The sequence below is a fragment of the Halomonas sp. DP5Y7-2 genome, from assembly GCF_019802025.1.
Taxonomy (GTDB): Bacteria; Pseudomonadota; Gammaproteobacteria; order Pseudomonadales; family Halomonadaceae; genus Halomonas; species Halomonas litopenaei_A.
Genome location: NZ_JAHVHY010000006.1, coordinates 72,884 through 95,837 on the forward strand (window position 1 = coordinate 72,884; position 22,954 = coordinate 95,837).

The following is a 22,954-nucleotide window of genomic DNA, read 5'->3' on the forward strand; positions in this document are numbered from 1 at the left end:
GCAGCGGCCAGTGGGTATTCCGTCCTACTACCATATCAGCGCGCAGGGGTGTCTGTTGTGGGCGCGGGTGCGTCGCCTTCGTCGGCCAGCCCCAACGCCCAGAGGATGAAGGCGTCCTGCTGCGCCCCATCGCGCCAAGCCTTGAAGCGGCCGGATGCGCCGCCATGTCCGGAGTCCATATCCGTCTTCAGTAGTGTCACCCGGTTCGACAGGGCGGGGCTGGCGATGTTCGCCAGGCTAAGCCGTGCGTACAGCTTGGCGGGCTCCCAGTAGGGCACCCGGCTATCGTGCCAGCTGCCTTGCAGGAACACCGGTGGCCAGGCGTCTTCCTGCAGGTTGTCGAGGGGTGAGTAACTGCCGATACGGCGGGCATCGGCGGCATGATTGGGGTTGCCCCACTCGGTATATTCGGCGGTGGTCAGCGGTAGGTCGGGGTTTTCCATGGTGCGTAGAACATCCACGAAAGGCACGTCGAGTACCGCTGCGCAGAAGGCCTGGGGCGATTGGTTGAGGCTGGCCCCGACCAGCAGGCCACCGGCGCTGGCGCCGTAGGCGACGATCCGGTCGGGGGCCGATTGGCCGGCGTCGACCAGGGCATCCCGAGCGGCCAGGAAATCCTCGAAGCTGTTGGGTTTGTGCTCCAGCTTTCCGGCCAGGTACCAGGGTTCCCCCCGCTCGCCGCCGCCACGTACATGGGCCACCGCAAAGGCGACACCGCGGGCCAGCAACTCAAGGCGAGCCACCGAGAACCAGGGATCCAGCGCTTCACCGTAGGCCCCATAGCCGTAAAGCAGAGTGGGTAGCGCCTGATCTGCCAGGTCCTTGCGACAGACCACGGATACCGGCACCTGCTCCCCATCATGGGAGACCGCCCACAGCCTTCGACAGCTCAGGTCTTCGGGCATCAGGTCACCGTGCAGCGGCTGACGCTTGAGCAGCTGTCGCTGGCCACTGTCCAGGTCCAGTGACCACCAGCTGGAAGGACTGCAAAAGGACTCTTCGCGCAGGCGCAGCACGCGGTCATCGAAATGCGGGCTATCCCCCAGGTTGAGGCTGAGGGGGCCTGGCGAGCAGGGCAGCGCTGCGTCCAGCGTCAACCGGTGGTCGCCATCGAACTCAAGGCGGCGCAGCCTGACTTGGGCCTCTCGGTGGTCACGTTCGGCTACGACCAGTCCCCAGGCGTAGGCGTCGATGCCTTCCAGCGTGCTGTTCTCGCGGTGACCGATCACCACCTGGCGCGACCCGGAGCGGTGCTCTTCTTCCACTTCCAGCTGAAAATGCTTGGCGCCTTGGTTATGCAGGATATAGAAGTAGCCGGGTCGATGATCGATGGCATATTCGACCCCGGTTTCCCGCACCTGGTAGCAGCGGGGCGCAACATGGGGCGTGTGAGCGGGGACCACATGGGTCTCGCTGGTGTCCTTGGAGGCCGCTTCTATGGTCAGCCAGGCGCGGGAACGCGTCTTGCCAAGTCCGATCCAGAACTCGGGGTCGTCCTCGCGAAGCACGAGCTGCTCCTGCTCCACCGACGCTGTCGCGTCAGCGGTATTCAGCGCAAGGCGCAGCCGCCAGGCACTGTCGGGTCGCTGGGTGGCATCGTAGCGAGTGAACAGCAGAGTGCAGTGGTCTTCTGCCCAGCACAGCTCCGGACCGATATCGTCCAGCAAGGGGATGGCCTGCCCGTTCGGCAGGCGCTTGATGAACAGGCGATACGTCTCGTCACCCTGGGTGTCTTCGGTCCAAGCCAGCCACTCTTCGTTCGGCGACAGAGCCATGTCACCCAGCTCCAGGAAGGACTGCTCCCGAGCGCGTGCTTCCAGATCAAAGAACGTCTCGCGCTGATCGGGCGCGTCGTTGGGGTGGCGCCACCACACCGGGTAGTCGGCATCAGCGGCGGTCTCGCTCCACAGCGTGTAGTGATCCAGGCGGCTGGGTAGCCCGGTCACGGCAAGTTCGCGCCGGGCCAGATGACCCGCATAGAGGCGCTCTACCAGCGGTTCCAGGGGCCTGAACCACTGGTCCGTCTGTGTATTGGCGGCATCCAGAAATCCGCGTACCGCGGGCTCGTCTCTCTCCTCAAGCCAATGCCAGGCCGCGTCATCTTGACGAAGATAGGTAGTGGCGGGAGCAGCCTGTGGGGCGGCTGTTGCATTTGGCGGCTGTGCTTTCATGGTGCGAGATGTACCATACTCGGAACGAGTGTCGTCATGTGCGTTGATGTCGGGAAAAACGGCAATGATGTGAACGGGTGATGGGGCAGGGAACCGACCCACCTGCGCGGCTGTCCCAGCGGTCTGGCGATTGGCCTCTGGTGCCAGGCTACCGGCCACGCTGGCATCGCGGTGTCATCTATGCAGTCTTTCCTTAACAGTTGATGGGAGCAAGTAATGTTGATTTCGGATTCCATGTCCACGCTGTGGTTGATCTACGCAGCATTGTCGCTGGTCGTACTGCTGACTGGCTACCTCGGACTGGCATTTTTACCGCGCATGCCAAGGCTGGTAGTGACCTGGGCCGTAGCGGGTGTGATGTGGATGCCGTCGGCATTTGACCTGCCCCTGGTGGAAGAAGGGCAGGTCTACAACGGTCAGGCTCCTGCCATCATGGTGGCCGCAGTTGCGTTCATGGATGGGCGTCAGGGCGTGATGCTGCCGGCGGCCACACGAGTGATCATCGGTGCTGCCATCGGTGCGGTGTTTGGCCTGGCGCTGTGGTGGGCCGGACGTCGTCGTCGCGTGCGCAAGGCAGCAGAGGCCGCCTCTCGCCAGCAGCAGCAAGAGGGCGGTCAAGAACAGCACGAACGTCAGGAGCCTGTATTGAGGTGAGCGGTCGGCGGCGATGGGCGCCATCGTCGTCGAGCGAGTCTCGTCTGTCATCGCAACACTCATTCCCGTCGGCTACCACGTCATGCTGCCGACTCCAGGAGCTGCCATGAAGAAGTCGAACCCCTCGATGTCCGTGCTGGTCGCCGGCTTGGTGGCCGGCGCCATGGCGTTCACGCTGGCGTCTTCGGTCATGGCGCAGGACGTGGGTGATGACGCCTGGGCGGAGCAGCCTCCCGATGTGCGCGTCGTCGTGGACGTCTCCGGCAGCATGAAGACCAATGATCCGAACAAACTCGCCGGCAGCGCGCTGGACATGTTGGTGGCCCTGCTGCCAGGGGGCGTCAATGCCGGGATCTGGACGTTCGGCCAGAGCGTCGATAATCCGTTGCCCCCGGCCCGCGTGGACGCCCAGTGGCGCGAGCGCGCGCTGGCCTTGCCGCCTGCGCTCGAGCAGTACCAGCAGTACACCGACATTGAAGCGGCGCTGAGCACCGCCGCGGCCGCCGAAGCAGAAGGCTGGCGTCATCTGGTGCTGCTGACGGATGGGGTGATTGATCTGGCGCCGGGCAATGGCAGCAAGCCAGAGATCGATCTTGCCTCGCGTGCCCGCCTTGTCGACAGCGTGGTGCCCGCGCTGGCGGATCAGGGAGTGGCGATCCACGCCATCGCCTTTTCCGACGGGGCGGATGTGGCATTGGTGGAACGGCTGGCGCAGCGAACCGGCGGCCTGGCAGCGGTGGCAGAGACGCCGAACGCGCTGCTGGGGGCCTTCCTCGACATCGTCGAGCGTATTTTCCCGGTGGACCAGGTACCGCTGCAGGATCAGCGCTTCACCGTGGATGCCAGCGTCGACGACTTCTCCGCCTTGGTGTTTCACGAGCCCGGACAGGGCGAGGTGACGCTGGTGGCGCCGGATGGACGTCGCTATACCCGCGATACTGCCCCAGCGGGGGTCCGCTGGCAGCGGGAGCCCCGTTTCGATCTGATTCAGGTGCCTCGGCCCGAGCAGGGGGAGTGGCGCATCGAGGGCCCTGTGGCGGACGATTCTCGGGTGACGGTGAACAGTGACCGGCAGCTGGTGACCGGGGCACTCCCCGCGACGCTGTATTCGGGCTTCTCGGTGCCGCTCAGCGTTAGGGTGGAGCAGGGCGATGACGTGATGGTGCCGGAGGGGCTGCAGGTCACGGCGGAACTGACCGGCGAGGCCGTGGAAGGCTCCCATGTCGTCTCCCTGGTCAATCAGCAAGGCGTATTTCGCGCAGACCTGGCCGCGCCGGCAGGTGTCGGAGCCGCCCGCTTGGTGATCACCGCCAAGGCAGATGACTTTCATCGCCAGCGGGTTCAGGCCGTCAACGTGCTGCCCGCCATCGGGGTCGCTCTGGATCGACAGCAGCGCAGCGTGTCGCTGGTCGCCGAGCATCCTCGCCTGGAGCATGGGAACACTCGGTTTGAGGCCGAGCTCACCGGGCAGCCGTTGCAGGTAAAGCCCGCCGGTGATCGTCGCTGGACGCTGCAGCTGCCCGAGCTTGAGGATGACGTGCGCCGGCCAATGCGTATCGTGGCAGTGGCAGAACTCGACGGTGATGAGACCCGTTGGGAGCTGCCGACGGTGTGGATCAATGCCGACGGTGAGGTCGGGATCGATCGTGCTCTGGCGGGACCCACCTTGAGCGGAGAGCGGTTCGCGTCGGCCAGTGAGGACACCGCTGCGCCTGCCCAGCAGGCCCCCCTGGCAGATCGCTTCGTGGCGTTGGTCAATGAAGGGCCGGAGCGGCTGGTGCAGTGGTGGCGCGATGGTCGTCCTGGACTGGCCCCGGCGATGGAACAGGCCCGCAGCGATCCGCGCGTGCTGGTGTCGTTGGTCGTGGTGTTGGTGGTCTGCGTTGTACTGTATCTATGGCGACGCCGCAGGCAGCGTCAGCCCGAACGTGAATCAACAAGAGAAGAGCCGCATGTGTGAGCTTCTGGGCATGAGCGCCAATGTGCCCACCGACATCTGTTTCAGCTTTACCGGGTTTCTCCATCGCGGCGGTGGTACCGGGCCACATCGTGATGGTTGGGGCATCGCATTCTATGAAGAAGGCGGTTATCGCGAATTTCGCGATCCCCACCCCTCCGTGCATTCACGTATTGCCCGATTGATCTGCGAATACCCGATCAAGTCGCATATCGTGATCAGCCATATTCGTCAGGCCAATGTGGGGCAGGTAAAGCTCGCCAATACCCATCCCTTTGTGCGCGAAATGTGGGGGCAGCCTTGGTGCTATGCCCATAACGGGCAGTTGACGGACTGGCAGCAACTGGAGCTCGCCAGCTATCGACCGGTGGGCTCCACCGACAGCGAACATGCCTTCTGTCATTTATTGGGTGAGCTGCGTCGACACTACCCGGACCCACCCGAGGATCGCCGTGGGCTGTGGCAGACGCTTCATCAGCTTTGCGAGAAGTTGCGTGGCCTTGGTGTGTTCAACCTGCTGCTGGCAGATGGGGAGTATCTGTATACCTTCTGCTCAACCAAGCTGGCGCACATTACCCGGCGCGCCCCGTTCGGCGAGGCGAATCTCTCCGATGCGGATATGGTGGTGAACTTCATCGAGCATACGACCCCTAATGACGTGGTGTCGGTGCTGGCCACCGAGCCGCTGACCGACAATGAAAAGTGGACACGCATGCTGCCGGGCGAGCTGCTGGTGTGGCGTGACGGCGAAATCGTGGCGCGCTTTCTCAGCGAGCAGGACTCCGCAGAGCAAGGATAAACGTCGTTAATCTGCCTGGTTTTAAACGAAAGTTTGAATCGGTTGTATTACAGTTTGTTGCGATCCTGGGCTATGGTAGCCATAGTCAAGCAAGCGCTGAATCAGGCGCTGAAGTTCGATAATAAGCAGGAGGCCATGTCCTCCAGTGGAGAACGCCCATGAGTGAGAACGCCGCTGCATCGATCGTCCGGGGGGAGGCTCTGGAAGGGCTTGATGATTACCACTCGGTGATGGACATCTTCCATCGCTCCGTCAAGCGGTATGCCGACAAGGTGGCATTCTCATGCATGGGCAAGTCATTGACCTATGCGGAGCTGGATCGATTGTCCGGTGACTTTGCCGCCTGGTTGCAGAACGAGACCCAGCTGCAGCCCGGTGATCGCGTCGCCATTCAGCTGCCCAACCTGCTGCAGTTTCCGGTTGCCGTATTTGGTGCCATTCGCGCTGGCATGGTGGTGGTCAATACCAACCCGCTCTACACCGAGCGGGAGATGGCGCACCAGTTCAAGGATTCCGGCGCCAAGGCCATCCTGATCCTGGCGAACATGGCCGACAAGCTGGAAAAGGTGCTCGACAAGACCGATATCGAGCATGTTGTGATCACCGAGATTGGTGATCTGCACGACTTTCCCAAGCGACCGCTGATCAATTTCGTGGTCAAGTACGTCAAGAAGATGGTGCCTCGTTATTCGTTGCCCAAGGCGATCGGCCTGCGGCAGGTGCTCAAGCGCGGCGCAGCGCTCGAGCACGCGGAGGCGGACGGCAAGCTCGATGATATTGCCGCCCTGCAATACACCGGCGGCACGACGGGACTGGCGAAGGGGACCATGCTCACCCATCGCAATCTTGTGGCCAATATGCTGCAGGCCAAGCAGATCATCGGGACAGGGCTTGGGGAAGGTTGTGAGGTGGTCGTGGCGCCGTTGCCCGTCTATCACATCTACACCTTCACGGTGAACTGCCTGTTCATGCTGGAAGGGGGGAACCATTCCCTGCTGATCACCAATCCGCGTGACCTGGATAACTTCGTCAAGGAGCTCAAGAACACCCGCTTCACCGGGTTCGTTGGGCTTAATACCTTGTTCAACGCGCTGTGCAACCGCGACGACTTCAAGGCGCTGGACTTTTCCGACCTGCGCCTCACCATTTCCGGTGGCATGGCGCTGACCAAGGCGGTGGCCAAGCGCTGGGAAGAGGTGACCGGCTGCCCGGTGGCCGAAGGCTACGGCTTGACCGAGACATCGCCGATTGTCAGCTTCAATCCGGTCGAGGCGATTCAGCTGGGGACGATTGGTCGTCCTGTCGCGGGTACCGAGCTCAAGCTGTGCAACCCAGATGGGGGTGAGCCACAGCCGGGTGAACCGGGAGAGCTGTGCGTGCGAGGGCCTCAGGTGATGAAGGGGTACTGGCAACGTGACGACGAGACCGCCAAGGTGATCGATGCCGACGGCTTCTTTCACACCGGCGATATCGCGGTGATTCAAGATGATGGCTATGTGCGTATCGTTGACCGCAAGAAAGACATGATCCTGGTGTCAGGCTTTAACGTGTACCCCAACGAGATCGAAGACGTGGTGGCGGCGCACCCCAAGGTGGTGGAGTCCTGCGCCGTCGGGGTGCCCGACGAGACCAACGGCGAGGTGATCAAGCTGTTCGTGGTGGCCAAGGACAGCTCGCTGACCACCGAGGAGCTGCGTAGCTGGTGCAAGAAGGAGCTGACCGCCTACAAGGTGCCCAAGCTGGTGGAGTTCCGTGATGAGCTGCCCAAGACCAACGTCGGCAAGGTGCTGAGGCGCCAGCTGCGCGATGAAGGAAGGGGGGGCGAAGCCGCGTGACCCTCGCTGCAGGGTTGGCAGCGGCCGCTTGAGCGTTACAATAGTGTGTTTTGCGCGCCCTTTGCGGCGACGCCTCCTCCAAGGGATGGCGTTGTCTCGCGAAGGGCGCCGTCGTCCTGACCGGAGCGACGCTCACGCCCACCTGGAGCCTGCGACCCTATCGTGTGTAGTTCGACGTCCACTTCCCCGCAAGATACCACTGCCGCCGCGCGACTCGAACGCCTGAGCTCAGGCCTCGATGAGGTGATGCTGCGCGACCGGCCCGTGTTGACCAAACGACTGTCTGGCCTGGCGCGTCGCTTGCGCGACGACAAACCCATTGACCGCGGCCTAGGGGAGCTGGAAGCCCAATGGCAGCGCTCCAACCGCACCCTGCAGCAGCGCCGCGAGCGTCCAGTGACGCTGGAGTATCCCGAAGCACTACCCGTCGCCGAGCGTCGGCAGGACATCCTGGAGGCGCTGGCCTCGCATCAGGTAGTGGTGGTGGCGGGCGAGACCGGCTCTGGCAAGACCACCCAGCTGCCCAAGCTGTGTCTTGAGCTGGGCCTCGGTCGTCGAGGTTTGATTGGACACACGCAGCCAAGGCGTCTGGCGGCGCGCTCCGTCGCCACGCGCCTGGCGGAAGAGCTCCAGGTGCCCGTCGGCGAGCAGGTAGGGTATCAGGTTCGCTTCACCGATCAGACCAACGATGACACCCTGGTCAAATTGATGACAGACGGGATTCTGCTGGCGGAAACCCGGCAGGACCCTGACCTTCTGCGCTACGACACGCTGATCATCGACGAGGCTCACGAACGTAGTCTCAACATCGACTTTCTGCTGGGGTATCTGAAGCGACTGCTGTCTCGCCGCAAGGATCTCAAGGTGATCATCACGTCGGCCACCATCGACGTGGAGCGTTTCAGCCAGCATTTTGCGACTCGTCACGCCGACGGCTCTGTCCAGCCTGCCCCGGTGGTGGAAGTGTCGGGGCGTACCTACCCGGTGGAAGTCCGCTATCGCCCCTTGATCAGGGACGCCGAGGACGAAGAAGACCGGTCTCTCAGCGAAGGCATACTCCACGCGGTGGAGGAGATTGAAGCCATCGAGCGGGAAAAGCGCTGGTTTCATGGGCCGCGAGACATTCTGGTGTTTCTGCCGGGAGAGCGTGAGATCCGCGAAACCGCCGATGTGCTCAGGCGTGCCGACCTCAAGAGCACCGAGGTCTTGCCGCTTTACGCCCGCCTTTCCAATGCTGAGCAGAATCGTGTGTTTGCGCCCCACGGTGGACGCCGCATCGTGCTGGCCACCAACGTGGCAGAAACGTCGCTGACGGTGCCGGGCATTCGCTACGTCGTTGATCCGGGCCTTGTGCGGATCAGCCGCTACAGCTACCGCGCCAAGATTCAGCGCCTGCCGGTAGAGGCCGTCAGCCAGGCCAGTGCCAATCAGCGAATGGGGCGTTGCGGGCGCGTCGCGGAAGGCGTCTGTATTCGGCTGTATGACGAAGAAGATTTTCTGGCGCGCCCGGAATTTACGGACCCTGAGATTCGCCGTACCAATCTGGCGTCGGTCATCCTGTCGATGCTGTCGCTCAAGCTGGGTGACATCCAGGCGTTTCCGTTCGTCGATCCGCCTGATTCACGTTTTGTCACCGATGGCTTCAAGTTGCTGTTCGAACTGGGCGCGGTCGATGACAAGGGGCGGCTGACGCCGATCGGTCGGCGCCTGGCGCGACTCCCCATCGACCCCCGTCTTGCACGGATGGTGCTGGCAGGCGACGAGCATGGCAGCCTGCGGGAGGTGTTGGTGGTGGTCTCCGCGCTGGCGGTGCAGGACCCGCGTGACCGGCCCGCGGACAAGCGTGAAGCGGCGGACCAGGCGCATCGGCGCTGGCAGGATCCGGAGTCGGACTTTGTGGCTCTGCTCAACCTCTGGCAAGGGTTCGAGGCCGCTCGGGACGAGCTGTCCGGGAATCGCCTGCGCCGGTGGTGTCGCGATCATTACTTGAATTACCTGCGCCTGCGGGAATGGCATGACACCTTCCGTCAGCTGCGCCAACTGCTGCGTGACATGGATATTCAGGTGCCACCGCCGCGACAGCAGCTACCGGTCGAGTCCGATGAGGCAGACCAGCGCGAGCATGAAGCTCAACGCGCGCAGACCGTTGCCATGCACAAGGCGCTGTTGACGGGACTGCTCAGTCACCTGGGGACGCTGAACGAAAACCGGGAATACCTGGGCGCGCGTAATCGCAAGTTCATGATCCATCCCGCATCGGGGCTTTCCAAGAAGACCCCGAAATGGGTCATGGCGGTGGAATTGGTGGAAACCTCCAGGCTGTTTGCCAGAACCGTGGCCAAGGTGGATCCCCAGTGGATAGAGCCGCTGGCAGGTCATCTGGTCAAGCGCAGCTACAGCGAGCCTCACTGGGAAATGAAACGTGCTCAGGTGGTCGCCTTTGAGCAGGTCACCCTGTTTGGCCTTCCCATCGTCAGTCGTCGCAAGGTGCACTACGGCCCCATCGCCCCGGCCGAGAGTCGCGAGCTGTTCATTCGCCGCGCGCTGGTCGAAGGTGAGTTTCGCACCAAGGGCAGTTTCTTTGCGCATAACCGTGCCTTGATCGACGAGGTCGAGGATCTGGAAGATCGCGCCCGGCGGCGAGACATTCTGGTCGACGAAGAGCAGCTGTTTGACTTCTACGACGCGCGTCTGCCCGAGGATATCGTCAACGGCAAGGGGTTCGAGGCCTGGCGACGCAAGGCGGAGCGTGATGACCCGCAGCTGTTGAAGTTCGACCGACAGGCGTTGCTGGCCAGGGACGCCTTGGATGTGACCGGCGAGGCCTATCCGGATGAGCTGGTCATCGAGGGCGTGCGCTATCCCTTGAGCTACCATTTTGCTCCTGGTGCCAAGGACGACGGCGTGACCATGACCGTGCCTGCGGCGATGCTGTCCCAACTGGATCCGGCGCGACTGGAATGGCTGGTGCCAGGCCTGTTGCGCGACAAGTGCATTGCGTTGCTGAAGTCGCTGCCCAAGTCGATTCGCCGTCAGGTCGTGCCGATTCCGGATTGGGTCGACGCTGCCCTGGAGGCGCTGGTACCCGGTCAGGGGAGTCTGACCGAGGCGCTTGCGGAGTTCTTGCGGGTCAAGACAGGGGTGCGCCTGACCCAGGATGATTGGCGCTGGGACCAGCTTGAGGATCATCTGGTCATGAATCTCAAGGTGGTGGACCACGCTGGCAAGGAGCTGGGGCAGAGCAGAGACCTGCGTGCGCTGGAGCGACGTTTTGAGCAAGCCGCCAGCGAGGGCGCCAGGGCATTGGCCAAGAGTGTGGAAGAACAGGTCGAACTCACGACCTTTCCCCGCGATGCACTCAGTGAGTCACGGGTGACCCAGCAGGCGGGTATTCGGGTCGAGGCCTTTCCGGCGCTGGTGCCTGGGGCAGAGGGCCTGAGGCTTGAGCTGTTCGACCATCCTGACAAGGCGCGAGAAGCCCACCGCCTCGGCGTGGTCAAGGCCGCCATGGACCTGTGCCCATCGCTGGTCAGGGCCATCGAGCGGACTCAAGGGCTTTCAACTTGTGCTCTACTGTTCGCCAAGGTAGGCAGCAAGCGCGCGCTGACGGAAGATGTGGTGACGGCGGTGTTTGCCCAGGTGGTGGCGGTAGATCCACTGCCTCGCAGTGCGGCCGCGCTGGAACAGCGCATCGCCGCTGTCGAGCAGGACATGCTACCCCGTGCCGAGAGCATGGTGGCGGTGCTGGAGCGAGCGCTCAAGGGCCATCTGGCAGTGACCAAGGCGTTGAAGGGCAATCTCAGTCTCTCGCTGGCACTGGTATACAGTGATCTCAAGGCACAGATGCAGCGCCTGGTGCATCCTGGGTTCGTCACGGCGGCAGGACCATGGCTGGAGGCGTATCCGCGCTATATGGAGGCGGCTCTGGTGCGTCTGGAGAAGGCCCCAAGGGAGCGTTCTCGGGATCAGATGCTGATGCAGGCGGTGCAGGACTTCGAAGCGAAACTGGACGCCAGGCGTCAGGCGGACAAGCGCGGCGATGTCGAAGATCCTGCGTTGGTGGAATTCCGCTGGTGGATCGAGGAACTGAGGGTGTCGCTGTTTGCCCAGCAACTCGGTACCGCCATGCCGGTCTCAGAGAAACGCCTGGCGAAACGCTGGGCAGAGCTGACAGGTCGGGCCTGATTCGGTCCGACATGAGCGCCAGCTCGAGTAGTGAGCCAATGACGTTGCTTCGTGCAGGCGTTGGCCGCAACGATGGAGCGTGACGTGAATCTAAGCGGTCGTTGATAGGCCGCGACAGCAAGGTGGCATGCAAGCTGCCCGATGAAGGAGAAAGGCATGACCCCAGCGAAGGTGCTGATTACCGGCAGCGGACTCTATACGCCGCCAAATGCCATCGATAACGATGCGCTGGTGGCGTCGTACAACGCCTGGGTGGATGCCGAGAACGCGCGCCAGCAAGCCGCTATCGACGCCGGAGAGCGGGAGCCGCTTGCCCATTCAAGCAGCGAGTTCATCGTCAAGGCGTCCGGTATCCAAAGCCGCTATGTGCTCGATGCCGAGGGCATCCTGAATCCCGAACGGATGCGTCCCCAGCTGGACGAGCGTGCCAATGACGCCCCGGGTATCCAGTGCGAGATGGCCCTTGCGGCGTCCCGTCAGGCGCTGGATAGCGCGGGTGTCGCAGCGGCGGATATCGATCTGGTGATTGTGGCCTGTTCGAACCTTGAGCGCGCATATCCCGCGGTGGCGGTGGAGCTGCAGCAGGCGCTAGGTGCAGGAGGGTACGCGTTCGACATGAACGTTGCCTGTTCGTCAGCGACCTTCGCCATCGACAACGCCGTCAATGCCATCCGCGGCGGGGGCGTGCGGCGCGCACTGGTCGTCAACCCCGAGGTGTGCTCCGCTCATCTCAACTTCCGCGATCGCGACAGCCACTTCATCTTTGGCGATGCCTGCACCGCGCTGGTCCTGGAGAGTGAGGAGGTGGCAACCGCTGCGTCCTCCTTCGAGGTGGTCGGTACCCGGCTGCTGACGCGGTTCTCCAATGCGATTCGCAACAATGCGGGTTTCCTCAATCGGGTGACCGACAGCGATCCGCTGGCGGTGGACAAGCTGTTCGTGCAGGAGGGACGTCGGGTGTTCAAGGACGTCTGCCCGATGGTCGCCGAACTGATTCGAGATCACCTGTCCAGTCTGCAGATCACGCCCTCGTCGGTGTCACGGCTATGGCTGCATCAGGCCAACCGCCATATGAATGATCTCATCGCACGTCGTGTCCTCGGCCACGAGCCTGAGTTGGATCAAGCGCCGATCATCCTTGATCGTTACGCTAATACAAGCTCTGCTGGTTCGGTCATCGCTTTCCATTTGCATCATCAGGATCTCGAACCGGGTGCCTTCGGGGTGGTGTGTTCCTTCGGCGCGGGCTACAGTGCGGGCTGCGTCGTGATTCGACGACGCTGAGACAAGCCCTTGCCAGGACGGCAAAGGTGGAGTGCCGCGGCGACCACCTATTCCCGATGGCGGTCGCCAACCCCTGGATCCAACGGCGGACGCCGGTTGCGGTCCAGGTGGCTGGTCACAGGGCCCATAGCGCGACAGTAGAAGACGCAGGGAAACAACAATCGGTAGTGTGCCTCGACGACACGGCATGCTACGGGTGAATGGCAAGCCTGTCTGGCGATGCCACATGCTGTAGGAGGGTTCGCCAGGTCAGGCGGTGATGTCGAGCGCTGGCGCCCTCAAAGTGATGATGGTGACATGGACAGGCAATGGAGGCAGTCGAAAATGAACGCTAATGAATGCGGTGTCCTGAGTAAAAGTGCGCCGAAGGGCGTTGTGGTACTGGCAGCCGCACTGGCGGTCAGTGGATGCGCCAGCAGCGGTGTGAATAGTGAGCCTAACCCGGCGGATCCCTGGGAAGGCTTCAACCGCCGCGTGTTTGCCTTCAATGATGTCCTGGATCGGTATGCGCTGAAGCCGGCTGCTCAGGGCTATCGCTATATCACCCCGGACCCGCTGGAGCGGGGGGTGAGCAACTTCTTCGACAACCTCGGTGAAGTGCGCACGGTGCTCAACAGCCTGCTGCAAGGCAAGCCCGCCAATGCCGGCAATTCCAGCATGCGGTTCTTGATGAACACCACCTTTGGCCTCGGGGGCCTGCTCGACCCCGCCAGCCATGCCGGCTTTACGGCCGATACCGAAGACTTCGGTCAGACCCTGGCGGCCTGGGGTGTCGGCGAGGGGCCTTACGTGGTGCTGCCGTTCCTCGGCCCGAGCACGGTGCGTGACACGGCAGCGCTGCCGGTGGACTGGTACTCGTATCCGCTGACCTATGTGGAAGACGACACCGTGCGCTATTCGCTGCGCGGGCTCGAGCTACTGGACGCCAGGGCGCAGCTGCTTGACCAGGAAGACCTGATTCGTGGCGACCGGTACAGCTTCATTCGAGATGCCTGGCTGCAGCGCCGCATGTTCGAGGTCAACGATGGCCAGCTGGGTGAGGACAACTTCATCAACGATGATTTTGACTACGACGAAGATGCGTTCGCCGAGTAAGGCCGCGTGACCATGCTAGCTGCCAAGCCACTGATCGGTGTCATCGACCATCCGGGCCGTCATCGCGACGCCCTGGTGGATGCCATTGCACGAGACGGCCTGGCGGTGTTCGCCGCGGCGAGTGCAGCAGAGCTGCCTGAGACGACGGCACTGGTGGTGGCCCATTCGCTGGCGGTGCCGAGTCGCGAGTGGATGACCCTGGCCGAGCGCTGGCCGACTCTGGTGGTGAGCGAAGATCGTCGCGACGACGACCTGCTGAAGGCGGTGGATGCCGGACTGATCGATTACGTGATCGAGCCCCTGCGTCACGCTCACTTGCTGCGGCGCATGATACGTCGGGTGGTCGATGTCAATCGCCTGGCCCGAGAGCGCGAGCAGGACCGGCTGCGTCTGGAAGAGCTCAATGAAAGCCTGGAGACGCACCTGGCCATGCTGCGGCTGGATCAGCAGGCGGGGGGGCAGATTCAGCGGCGAATGCTGCCCGTGCGTCCACAGCAGCTCGGCAGGGTGGGGTGTGACTACTGGTTGGCACCATCGCTTTATCTGTCCGGCGACTTTCTGGATATCCAGGCGTACAATGAGCGGTATACGTTATTCTACTTTGCCGACGTGTCGGGTCACGGTGCTTCTTCCGCCTTTGTCACGGTGTTGCTCAAGTACCTGTTCAACCGATGGCAAGGCGAGTGGAATGGAGAGGCCCCGGAAGCCTTGCCGCCGAGGTGGCTGGCGCAACTGAATCGGGAACTGCTGGATACCGGGATCGGCAAGCATGCCACCCTGTTTGTCGGCGTTATCGACCAGCAGAAGCGTTATCTACACTATTCATTGGGGGCCCAGCTGCCGATGCCATTGCTGAAAACGAGCGAAGGTGTGGTGACGCTGGAAGGAGAAGGCATGCCAGTCGGGCTGTTTCCTGACGTGTGCTACCCGACGCTTGGCTGTGACCTGCCGAGCGATTTTTCTCTATGGCTGTGTTCTGACGGCGTGCTGGAGTGTTTGCCGGGGGCTAGCCTGGAGGCGAGATTGGACGAATTGCAGCAGCGGGTCGCCGGCAGCGATTCATTGGATACGCTGCGACGAGGCTTGGCCTTGGGCACCTTGTCCAGTGATGAAGAAGCGCTCGCCGACCCCACCTCGGGTCGCGAAGAGCTGCCTGACGACTTGACGATCATGTTGGTGAGCGGGTTTGGCGATGAAAGTGCATGAAGGCCGCCTGAAGGCAGCATTTGATTCTGGTGTGTTCGTGCTCAAGCTGTGTGGCGATGTCCGCCTCACGCTGTGCGCAACACTGGACCATCAAGCCCAGCAACTGGCACAGACGCCGGGGCTGACGGCTGTCATGATTGACCTGCGGGATGCGAGCAATGTGGACTCCACGGCGCTGGGCTTTCTCGCCAAGGTCGCCATGGCCCTGCGGGGCAAGCTCGAACAGTCTCCGACCATCGTGGCCGACAACCCGGACGTCAAGCGCATGCTGGAGGTGATGGGCTTCGGCAGCTTCTTTACCCTGGTCGAACGGCCCATTGCCGAAGTCGACGAACTGCAGGAATTGCCCGAGGTAGCGGCTGATGAAGAAGGGTTACGTCAGCGCATTCTCGAGGCCCATCGTATTCTGATGCGCATGAACGAACACAATCAGGAGCAATTTCAGCCCCTGGTGGAAATGCTCGAAGCGCAGAGCGAGAGCGCGCACAAGGCCTGATGTCGGCGCGTCAACGGGTAGCCTGTTATTCGCAGGGCTGGTGTCGCAGCCCCAGTGTCTAAACGTGAGTCTGGGGCTGGTGTGTTGCCAATTGGCGTGCCCAGGGCGTCACGCAGCCCGGTTTGGTACCAGAACCAGAGCCAGAACCACAAGCGTTTCAGCGTTGACCTCGCGAGGGCGTAGCTCGACCTGCCGCGGGCCAGCGCCCCGGACTTTCGCTCATGTCCTTGAACGACTTCCGGAGCGTTGGCCACATACGGCCGGATCAGCTGCTGCGCAGGTCAGCGAGCAGGGTTTCCAGCTTGCGCTGATCGGCCATGAACTTGCGAATGCCCTCTGCCAGTTTTTCGGTTGCCATGGCGTCCTCGTTCATCGCCCAGCGGAAGTCGGCCTCGGACTGCGGTTCCGGCGGGCGGGTCTCGGCGTCACTGGCGGTCAGTCGACGAGGCAGGTCGCCTGATGCACTCTGCAGTTCTTCCAGCAGGTTGGGCGAGATCGTGAGGCGGTCACAGCCTGCCAGCGCCTTGACCTCATCGGTATTGCGGAAGCTGGCACCCATCACGATGGTGGAGTAGCCGTGCCCCTTGTAGTGGTCATAGATGCGCTTCACCGACTGAACGCCAGGATCGTTGTCGCCGGAGAAGTCGGCGTCGGGCTGCTGCGCCTTGTGCCAGTCCAGAATGCGGCCGACGAAGGGGGATATCAGGGTGACACCGGCGTCGGCGCAGGCTTGAGCCTGAGCGAAGCTGAACAGCAGGGTCAGGTTGGTTCGAATGCCTTCGCGCTCGAGTACCTTGGCGGCACGAATGCCTTCCCAGGTCGATGCTACCTTGATCAAGATGCGCTCGGCGCCGACACCGTGGCGGCCATAGCGTTCGATCAGTGAGTGAGCGCGCGCCAGGGTCGCATCGGTGTCGAACGACAGCCGTGCGCTGACCTCGGTAGACACATAACCGGGTACCAGCTCACTGATTTCACTGCCGATTTCGACCGCCACCGCATCCAGGGCGTCGTCAATGTCGTTGGCTTCCTTGGCAATCGCGGCCAGACGTGCGCGTCGGTCGTCGTGGCCGGCGGCCTGCAGGATGAGCGAAGGGTTGGTGGTGGCGTCGGTGGGCTGGAAGCGACGGATGGCGTCCAGGTCCCCGGTGTCAGCGACCACGGTGGTCATCGCTTTCAGTTGATCGAGCAGATTATCTGCCATGCAGCTCTTCTCCAATGTCAGAAGGTGTCGGTGGGCTGGTGTTACTGTATCAAGCGGATGAGATTGACAACAGCCGCGAGCGCTGCCGAGCGCGAGGGAGTGAGGCCGTCGGCACATGGCCTGGCCCTGGTGCGACCCACCGGTCGTCGCTGCGGCATATGGGTTGTCCTGTCATCTATCATCGTCTGGCGACGGCGAAACGCCTCGTCGTCTAGACGTCTTTCTATTGTCATGGAGTGTCCGTGTCTTTGAATGCTCGACGAGTGGCGCTGCTGGTCGCCGCCAATACTGCACTTGCCCCCTTTGCGATCGATGCGTATCTGCCCGCCATGCCGGCGCTTGCAGAGACGGTCGGGGCCAGTGTTCACCATACCGAGCTGTCACTCAGCGTTTTCATGGTGGGCTTTGCCGTAGGTCAGCTGACCTGTGGCCCTCTGTCGGATCGGATCGGGCGAAAGCCGGTATTGCTGGCAGGGCAGATCCTGTTTCTTATTGCCAGTCTGGTGATTGTCAGCGTCGATTCGCTGACCGAACTGCTGGTGTGGCGGTTCGTCCAGGCGCTGGGGGGAGGGGCGTGTGTGGTCAATTCCGCGGCGATCGTGCGGGATTGCTTCAGTGGCCGCGAAGCCGCCAAGGTGATGTCGACCATGGCCATGATTCTGATGCTGGCGCCACTGGTAGCGCCTATGGTCGGCAGTCTGCTGTTGTATGTGGCGGACTGGTGGCTGATCTTTGTCTTCCTGGCCGTCTATGCCGCCTTCCTGATGTGGCTGTTGGGTGCCTTTCTGCCAGAGACTCGCCCAGTGGACGCGCCGGTCGCATCGCCACGGCAGGTGCTGCGTAACTATCTCAGTGTGCTGATCGATCGTCGGGCCATGGGCTACATCCTTGCTGTCGCGGCATCCTTTGCGGGAATCTTCGCCTTTGTGACGTCGTCGCCCTTCCTGTACATGGAACACTATGGACTGTCGCCGGCAGCCTACCCCTTTGTGTTTGGAGCGAATGTCGTGATCATGGCGCTGTCGAATCGCGTCAATATCCGGCTGCTGCGCAGGCGCACCCCACAGCAGAATCTACGGCTGGGCCTGGCGATTCAGCTGGTCGCGGCCTGCGGCTTGATGGCCTTGGTCGCCACCGGACTGGACTCGATCTACACGGTCGTGCCGCTGGTGATGACCTTTCTTGGGGTGGTCGGCCTTATTTCCCCCAACGCCATCTCCTCGCTGCTGGAGCGTTTCAGTCATATGAGTGCCACGGCCACGGCGCTGCTGGGCAGCATCCAGTTCAGCAGCGCCGCACTGTCCGGTGCCTTGGTCACGGCCTTTGAAATCGACTCGGCCTGGCCGATGGTCATCGCCATGGTCACGGTCGCCTTGATCGGGAATGTGGGGCTGCGTGTGCTGGCGGGGCGCCCCCCTAAGCTCGATGAGGTGGTGTCGTGATCGATGCAGCATGGAGCTGCCTGCTGCAGTGGTGGGCGCTCAGTGAACTGACCTTTGGGACCTGGCTGTGGGTCGGTGGGGTGCTGGCACTCGGGTGCTTCGTACAGCGCACCACCGGGTTTGGCATGGCGGTGGTCGGGGCGCCACTGATACTGCTGAAGGCTCCCGCCATGGTGCCGGTGGTGCTGGTGGTCTACGGCTTTCTGGTGTCGTGCCTGGTGGTCAGGCGCTATCGTCGCGAAGTGGCGATGGGTGACATCTCCATGGCACTGGTCGGCAAGGTGCCGGGCACCTTGCTGGGGGTGTGGTTGCTGTTGATCGCCCCCATGGCAACCCTTGAAGTCATGATCGCCGCCATCGTGCTGTTCGCCGTGCTGGTCACCCTGTTCAAGCTCCGCCTGCCGGTCAATCGCAGCTCGCTGTTCGGTGCGGGATTTCTCTCGGGAATCTTTGGCGCCGTCGCGGCGATCGGAGGTCCTCCCATCGTCCTTTTGATGCATGGCATGCCGATGGATCGGTTGAGGGGCAACTTGGCGGCCTTCTTCCTGATATCGTCGCTGATGACGCTGGCAAGCCTTGCCGCCGTGGGCAAGGTGCCGCTGTGGTTGCTGGCGGTCAGCCTGAGCTTTCTGCCGATGGTGTTGGTGGGCCATGGGCTGGGGGCCGCGCTGGCGCCAAGACTGCCGAGACGGCTGTTGCAAGGGGCATCCTTGACCCTATGCGCTGCGGCGGCGATTGGACTGCTGTTGAGCTGATCCCCTCTGATCGCGCCGGCGACAACGCCGCCCGCTGCCGCAAGGCGACGGGCGGCGTTTTTTTAGGGGAGGGCGGAGGAAGTGTGGCGACCGGTGTCTCGGGAGCCGAGACGGAATGTCAGCCGTTGGGACACGCCTGTCAGGTATTGCGTGGTAGGGCATATTGCGTTTCGAGGTGGGCTGTCATGAAGCTGTCATTTTTCTGCGGCATTGTGTGCATCGCGAAGGTTGACCATCTCATCATCAGGAGACTTCTCCATGAATCGCATCCTCAAGACCACCGCTATCGCTGCTGCCGTCATGGGCGTGGTGGGTGTCGCTCAGGCACGTGACCAGGTCCGCATCGTGGGCTCCAGCACTGTCTACCCGTTCGCCAGCTACGTGGCAGAAGAGTTCGGCGCGACTACCGACTTCCCGACGCCGGTCATCGAATCCACCGGTTCCGGTGGTGGTCTGAAGCTGTTCTGCTCCGGCGTGGGTGACGATACCCCGGATATCACCAACGCCTCGCGTCGCATGAAGACCTCCGAGTTCGAGACCTGTGAAGCCAACGGTGTGACCGACATCACCGAAGCCTTCATCGGCTATGACGGCATCGCCTTCGCCCAGTCCGCCCAGAATGACGCCATGGACGTGACTCGTGAGCAGATGTTCATGGCCCTGGCCGCCAAGGTGCCGGTCGACGGTGAGCTGGTCGACAACCCCTATACCAAGTGGAGCGAGATCGACCCGTCCCTGCCGGATCGCGAGATCGCAGTCTACGGTCCGCCCACCACCTCCGGTACTCGCGATGCCTTCGCTGAGCTGGTAATGGAAGCGGTCTCCGAGGAAATGGACGCCTACGGTGGTGAGGGCTACACCGACATCCGTGCTGATGGCGCCTTCATCGACGCCGGCGAGAACGACAACCTGATCGTTCAGCGCCTGGCCGAGAACACAGCGGCCTTCGGCATCTTCGGCTACTCCTTCCTGGAAGAGAACGCCGACACCCTGATCGGCTCCAACATCGACGGTGTCGCACCGACCCCCGATGCCATCGGCAGCGGTGAGTACCCGGTGTCGCGCTCGCTGTTCTTCTACATCAAGAACCAGCACGCCGATGACGTGCCGGCGATGTACGAATACGCCAACACCTTCATGAGCGAGCAGATGGTCGGTGACATCGGCTACCTCAAGGGTATTGGCTTGATTCCGGCCCCTGAGGCGGATCGTGCAGAGGCTCGCAGCGCCGTCGAGAGCCAGACTAGCCTCGAGCTGGCCGACCTGAAGTAAGGGACCCGGGTCCCGATCACGCCGGCCGGCATCCTCGACAGGGTGTCGGCCGGTACACGTTCCAGCGAGTATGCGCTCGTTTTGGCACATAACTCCGAGAGACACCCATGCAGACCAATCAACTCCTGGCGATGTTCAGCGGCTCGCTGCTTCTGCTCGGTCTGATCGCCTACTTCCTGGCCCGCGGCAAGGCGGCCAGGGTCCGAGCTTCAGGCACCTCCATGTACGCCCAGCCCGATCAGTACGGCTGGTTCACCGTCATGTCCACGGCGGGTCCGGCTCTGGCGGTAGGCGCTGTCGGTAGCTTTGTCATGCTGCTCGTGGGCGCCGAGATTCCGCCGCTGCTGTTGCTGGCAGGTAGTCTGGTCGTTGCCTGCGCCGGTCTGGTGATCGGTGTCGCCATGGTGCGTCCCGACTTTCACGCGCGTCAGGCGATCGAGCGGGTGATCCGCTTCTTTCTGGCCGGCGCCGCGCTGATCTCCATTTTCACGACCCTGGGGATCCTCTTGTCGATCGTCTTCGAGGCGATCCGTTTCTTCCAGATGCAGAGCTTCTGGGACTTCATTACCGGTACGACCTGGAATCCGGGCGCCAGCTTCCTGGCGGCGGCAGGTCGTGCAGAAGAAGGCGCCAGCGCCGCGCAGTTTGGTTCCGTGCCGCTGTTTGCCGGCACCTTCATGATTACCTTCATCGCCATGCTGGTGGCGATTCCCATCGGCCTGCTGGCTGCCATCTACATGGCTGAATATGCGCCGCCCAAGGTGCGTACCTTTGCCAAGCCGGTGCTGGAAGTCCTGGCCGGTATCCCCACGGTGGTGTACGGCTTCTTCGCTGCCATTACGGTGGCGCCGATCATCGTCGGGATTGCTGGCTTCTTCGGTGTAGAGGCGTCGTTCAACAACGCCCTGGCCCCGGGGATCGTCATGGGCATCATGATCATTCCGTTCATTTCCTCGCTGTCGGATGACGTCATCAACTCGGTCCCCAACAGCATGCGCGAAGGGTCGCTGGCACTTGGCCTGACCAAGGGCGAAATGATCCGCGATATCGTCGTCCCGGCAGCACTCCCCGGGATCATCTCGGCGTCGTTGCTGGCGGTGTCCCGCGCCCTGGGCGAAACCATGATCGTGGTCATGGCCGCCGGCATGCGCCCGAACCTGACGGCCAACCCCCTCGAGGACATGACGACCGTGACCGTGCGCATCGTGGCCGCGCTGACCGGTGACCAGGAATTCGCCAGTGCCGAGACGCTGTCTGCCTTTGCCCTTGGCCTGGTGCTGTTCGTCGTGACGCTGAGCCTTAACCTGGTGTCGGTGATCATGATTCGTCGCTTCCGCGAAAAGTATCGCGTCAACAACCTGTAAGCCGTGGAGCCCAAGCAATGAGACAATCCTTCGACGACATCAGCGCCCAGCTCCGCGCACGCCACCGCAAGTCGGCTCGGCTGAAGTGGATTTCCATGGGGGCACTTGGCCTGGCGGCACTGTTCCTGGTGCTGTTCTTCGCCGACATGCTGGTCAAGGGGCTGCCCGCCTTCCAGCAGGCCAAGATCCAGGTGGAAGTGGACTATTCCGAGCAGGCGAGCCAGCTACCTCTGGCCGCGGTCAATGAGGACGTTCGACCGCTGGTCAGCCGTGGATACCTGCGCCTGATCCCCGGGCGCATGCGTGACAATCCGGACCTGCTGGGAACGACCCGCATGGAGTGGGTGCTGGCAGATGGCCAGGTGGACCAGTATCTCAAGGGACACCACGCCAGGCTCAGCGACAAGGAGAAGGCGGTGGTCGATCGCTTGAAGGAAGAGGGCCGAGCGGAGCTTCCGTTCAACACGACCTTCTTCACCAGCGGTGACTCCAAGATGCCTGAACTGGCGGGTATCGCCTCGGCGGCCATGGGCACGGTGTTGACCTTGCTGGTCACCCTGGCGGTGGCATTCCCCATCGGCGTCATGACCGCGGTGTACTTAGAAGAGTTCGCCCCGGACAACCGCTTTACCCAGTTGATCGAGATCAACATCAACAACCTGGCGGCGATCCCGTCCATCCTGTTTGGCCTGCTGGGCCTGGCCATCTTCATCAACTTCTTTGGCGTGCCACGCTCGTCTCCGGTGATTGGTGGCCTGACCCTGGCATTGATGACGCTGCCGGTGATCATCATCGCTACCCGTACCGCCCTGCGCAGCGTGCCAGACTCGATCCGCCACGCCGCCTTTGGCGTGGGATGCTCTCGCTGGCAGATGGTGCGTGACCATGTGCTGCCGCTGGCACTGCCCGGCATCATGACCGGTTCGATCATCGGCCTGGCCCAGGCCATGGGGGAGACGGCGCCGCTGATCATTGTCGGCATGGTGGCGTTCATTCCAGATGTGACCACTTCGTTTACCGACGCAGCGACCGTGCTGCCGGCGCAGATCTTCACCTGGGCGGGTGAGCCGGATCGTGCCTTTATCGAGAAGACCTCGGGCGGCATTCTGGTGCTGCTGGCGGTTCTCATCACGCTCAACGCCACCGCTGTGGTGCTGCGCAAGAAATTCGAGCGGCGCTGGTAAAGCGGCCCCCAAACAGGATACGTTGCCATGAACATGAAAGTTGCCCAGCGC

Annotated in this window: 16 protein-coding genes; 14 read left to right on the forward strand and 2 right to left on the reverse strand. The window is 62.5% G+C overall.

Annotated features, from left to right (window positions below):
• Nucleotides 1–35: 35 nt before the first annotated feature.
• Nucleotides 36–2,171 (reverse strand): S9 family peptidase, encoded by a 2,136-nt coding sequence (locus tag KUW18_RS12505; RefSeq protein ID WP_222561561.1) that lies wholly within the window; start codon nucleotides 2,169–2,171, stop codon nucleotides 36–38.
• Between the two features lie 216 nt (nucleotides 2,172–2,387).
• On the opposite strand from KUW18_RS12505, the gene KUW18_RS12510 reads away from it, so the two are divergent.
• The 9 genes from KUW18_RS12510 (at nucleotide 2,388) to KUW18_RS12550 (ending at nucleotide 15,682) form a co-directional block, all read left to right on the forward strand.
• A complete protein-coding gene (locus tag KUW18_RS12510; protein ID WP_206936964.1) occupies nucleotides 2,388–2,825 on the forward strand; it encodes a hypothetical protein in 438 nt (145 codons plus the stop codon).
• Nucleotides 2,826–2,931: 106 nt separating this feature from the next.
• Nucleotides 2,932–4,785 (forward strand): VWA domain-containing protein, encoded by a 1,854-nt coding sequence (locus KUW18_RS12515; RefSeq protein WP_222561562.1) that lies wholly within the window; start codon nucleotides 2,932–2,934, stop codon nucleotides 4,783–4,785.
• On the forward strand, nucleotides 4,778–5,581 hold the full coding sequence (locus tag KUW18_RS12520; protein WP_222162973.1) for a class II glutamine amidotransferase: 804 nt from the start codon (nucleotides 4,778–4,780) through the stop codon (nucleotides 5,579–5,581). The genes KUW18_RS12515 and KUW18_RS12520 overlap by 8 nt, the downstream gene beginning before the upstream one ends.
• A 158-nt stretch (nucleotides 5,582–5,739) precedes the next feature.
• Nucleotides 5,740–7,416, forward strand: a complete 1,677-nt coding sequence (locus KUW18_RS12525) for an AMP-binding protein (RefSeq protein ID WP_222238110.1) — start codon at nucleotides 5,740–5,742, stop codon at nucleotides 7,414–7,416.
• 162 nt (nucleotides 7,417–7,578) lie between these two features.
• Nucleotides 7,579–11,601 (forward strand): ATP-dependent RNA helicase HrpA, encoded by a 4,023-nt coding sequence (gene hrpA, locus KUW18_RS12530; protein ID WP_315900665.1) that lies wholly within the window; start codon nucleotides 7,579–7,581, stop codon nucleotides 11,599–11,601.
• 156 nt (nucleotides 11,602–11,757) lie between these two features.
• On the forward strand, nucleotides 11,758–12,885 hold the full coding sequence (locus KUW18_RS12535; RefSeq protein WP_222162975.1) for a beta-ketoacyl-ACP synthase III: 1,128 nt from the start codon (nucleotides 11,758–11,760) through the stop codon (nucleotides 12,883–12,885).
• Between the two features lie 324 nt (nucleotides 12,886–13,209).
• Entirely contained in the window at nucleotides 13,210–13,980 is a 771-nt protein-coding gene (locus KUW18_RS12540; protein ID WP_206937108.1) for a VacJ family lipoprotein, read from the forward strand.
• Between the two features lie 12 nt (nucleotides 13,981–13,992).
• Nucleotides 13,993–15,186 carry a PP2C family protein-serine/threonine phosphatase gene (locus KUW18_RS12545; RefSeq protein ID WP_222561563.1) on the forward strand — a complete coding sequence of 398 codons (1,194 nt, stop codon included), beginning with the start codon at nucleotides 13,993–13,995 and terminating at the stop codon, nucleotides 15,184–15,186.
• A complete protein-coding gene (locus KUW18_RS12550; RefSeq protein WP_206937113.1) occupies nucleotides 15,173–15,682 on the forward strand; it encodes an STAS domain-containing protein in 510 nt (169 codons plus the stop codon). The genes KUW18_RS12545 and KUW18_RS12550 overlap by 14 nt, the downstream gene beginning before the upstream one ends.
• Before the next feature lie 265 nt (nucleotides 15,683–15,947).
• Here the strand turns inward: KUW18_RS12550 and tal are convergent, their stop codons facing one another.
• Nucleotides 15,948–16,886 carry a transaldolase gene (gene tal, locus KUW18_RS12555; RefSeq protein ID WP_206937116.1) on the reverse strand — a complete coding sequence of 313 codons (939 nt, stop codon included), beginning with the start codon at nucleotides 16,884–16,886 and terminating at the stop codon, nucleotides 15,948–15,950.
• A 242-nt stretch (nucleotides 16,887–17,128) separates the two neighbouring features.
• On the opposite strand from tal, the gene KUW18_RS12560 reads away from it, so the two are divergent.
• The 5 genes from KUW18_RS12560 (at nucleotide 17,129) to pstA (ending at nucleotide 22,903) form a co-directional block, all read left to right on the forward strand.
• Entirely contained in the window at nucleotides 17,129–18,328 is a 1,200-nt protein-coding gene (locus KUW18_RS12560) for a Bcr/CflA family multidrug efflux MFS transporter (protein ID WP_206937119.1), read from the forward strand.
• Nucleotides 18,325–19,083 carry a sulfite exporter TauE/SafE family protein gene (locus KUW18_RS12565; protein ID WP_315899959.1) on the forward strand — a complete coding sequence of 253 codons (759 nt, stop codon included), beginning with the start codon at nucleotides 18,325–18,327 and terminating at the stop codon, nucleotides 19,081–19,083. The genes KUW18_RS12560 and KUW18_RS12565 overlap by 4 nt, the downstream gene beginning before the upstream one ends.
• Nucleotides 19,084–19,341: 258 nt before the next feature.
• Nucleotides 19,342–20,355 (forward strand): PstS family phosphate ABC transporter substrate-binding protein, encoded by a 1,014-nt coding sequence (locus KUW18_RS12570; RefSeq protein WP_222162978.1) that lies wholly within the window; start codon nucleotides 19,342–19,344, stop codon nucleotides 20,353–20,355.
• Nucleotides 20,356–20,462: 107 nt separating this feature from the next.
• Nucleotides 20,463–21,719 (forward strand): phosphate ABC transporter permease subunit PstC, encoded by a 1,257-nt coding sequence (gene pstC / locus KUW18_RS12575; protein ID WP_206937123.1) that lies wholly within the window; start codon nucleotides 20,463–20,465, stop codon nucleotides 21,717–21,719.
• A 17-nt stretch (nucleotides 21,720–21,736) separates the two neighbouring features.
• On the forward strand, nucleotides 21,737–22,903 hold the full coding sequence (gene pstA / locus KUW18_RS12580) for a phosphate ABC transporter permease PstA (protein WP_222162979.1): 1,167 nt from the start codon (nucleotides 21,737–21,739) through the stop codon (nucleotides 22,901–22,903).
• The last annotated feature ends 51 nt before the right edge of the window (nucleotides 22,904–22,954 follow it).

Bases quoted from the DNA above. Each gene is read 5' to 3' on its own strand.
- KUW18_RS12505 (WP_222561561.1), bottom strand. From the start codon at position 2,171: ATGAAAGCACAGCCGCCAAATGCAACAGCCGCCCCACAGGCTGCTCCC.
- KUW18_RS12510 (WP_206936964.1), top strand. From the start codon at position 2,388: ATGTTGATTTCGGATTCCATGTCCACGCTGTGGTTGATCTACGCAGCA.
- KUW18_RS12515 (WP_222561562.1), top strand. From the start codon at position 2,932: ATGAAGAAGTCGAACCCCTCGATGTCCGTGCTGGTCGCCGGCTTGGTG.
- KUW18_RS12520 (WP_222162973.1), top strand. From the start codon at position 4,778: ATGTGTGAGCTTCTGGGCATGAGCGCCAATGTGCCCACCGACATCTGT.
- KUW18_RS12525 (WP_222238110.1), top strand. From the start codon at position 5,740: ATGAGTGAGAACGCCGCTGCATCGATCGTCCGGGGGGAGGCTCTGGAA.
- KUW18_RS12535 (WP_222162975.1), top strand. From the start codon at position 11,758: ATGACCCCAGCGAAGGTGCTGATTACCGGCAGCGGACTCTATACGCCG.
- KUW18_RS12540 (WP_206937108.1), top strand. From the start codon at position 13,210: ATGAACGCTAATGAATGCGGTGTCCTGAGTAAAAGTGCGCCGAAGGGC.
- KUW18_RS12545 (WP_222561563.1), top strand. From the start codon at position 13,993: ATGCTAGCTGCCAAGCCACTGATCGGTGTCATCGACCATCCGGGCCGT.
- KUW18_RS12550 (WP_206937113.1), top strand. From the start codon at position 15,173: ATGAAAGTGCATGAAGGCCGCCTGAAGGCAGCATTTGATTCTGGTGTG.
- tal (WP_206937116.1), bottom strand. From the start codon at position 16,886: ATGGCAGATAATCTGCTCGATCAACTGAAAGCGATGACCACCGTGGTC.
- KUW18_RS12570 (WP_222162978.1), top strand. From the start codon at position 19,342: ATGAATCGCATCCTCAAGACCACCGCTATCGCTGCTGCCGTCATGGGC.
- pstC (WP_206937123.1), top strand. From the start codon at position 20,463: ATGCAGACCAATCAACTCCTGGCGATGTTCAGCGGCTCGCTGCTTCTG.
- pstA (WP_222162979.1), top strand. From the start codon at position 21,737: ATGAGACAATCCTTCGACGACATCAGCGCCCAGCTCCGCGCACGCCAC.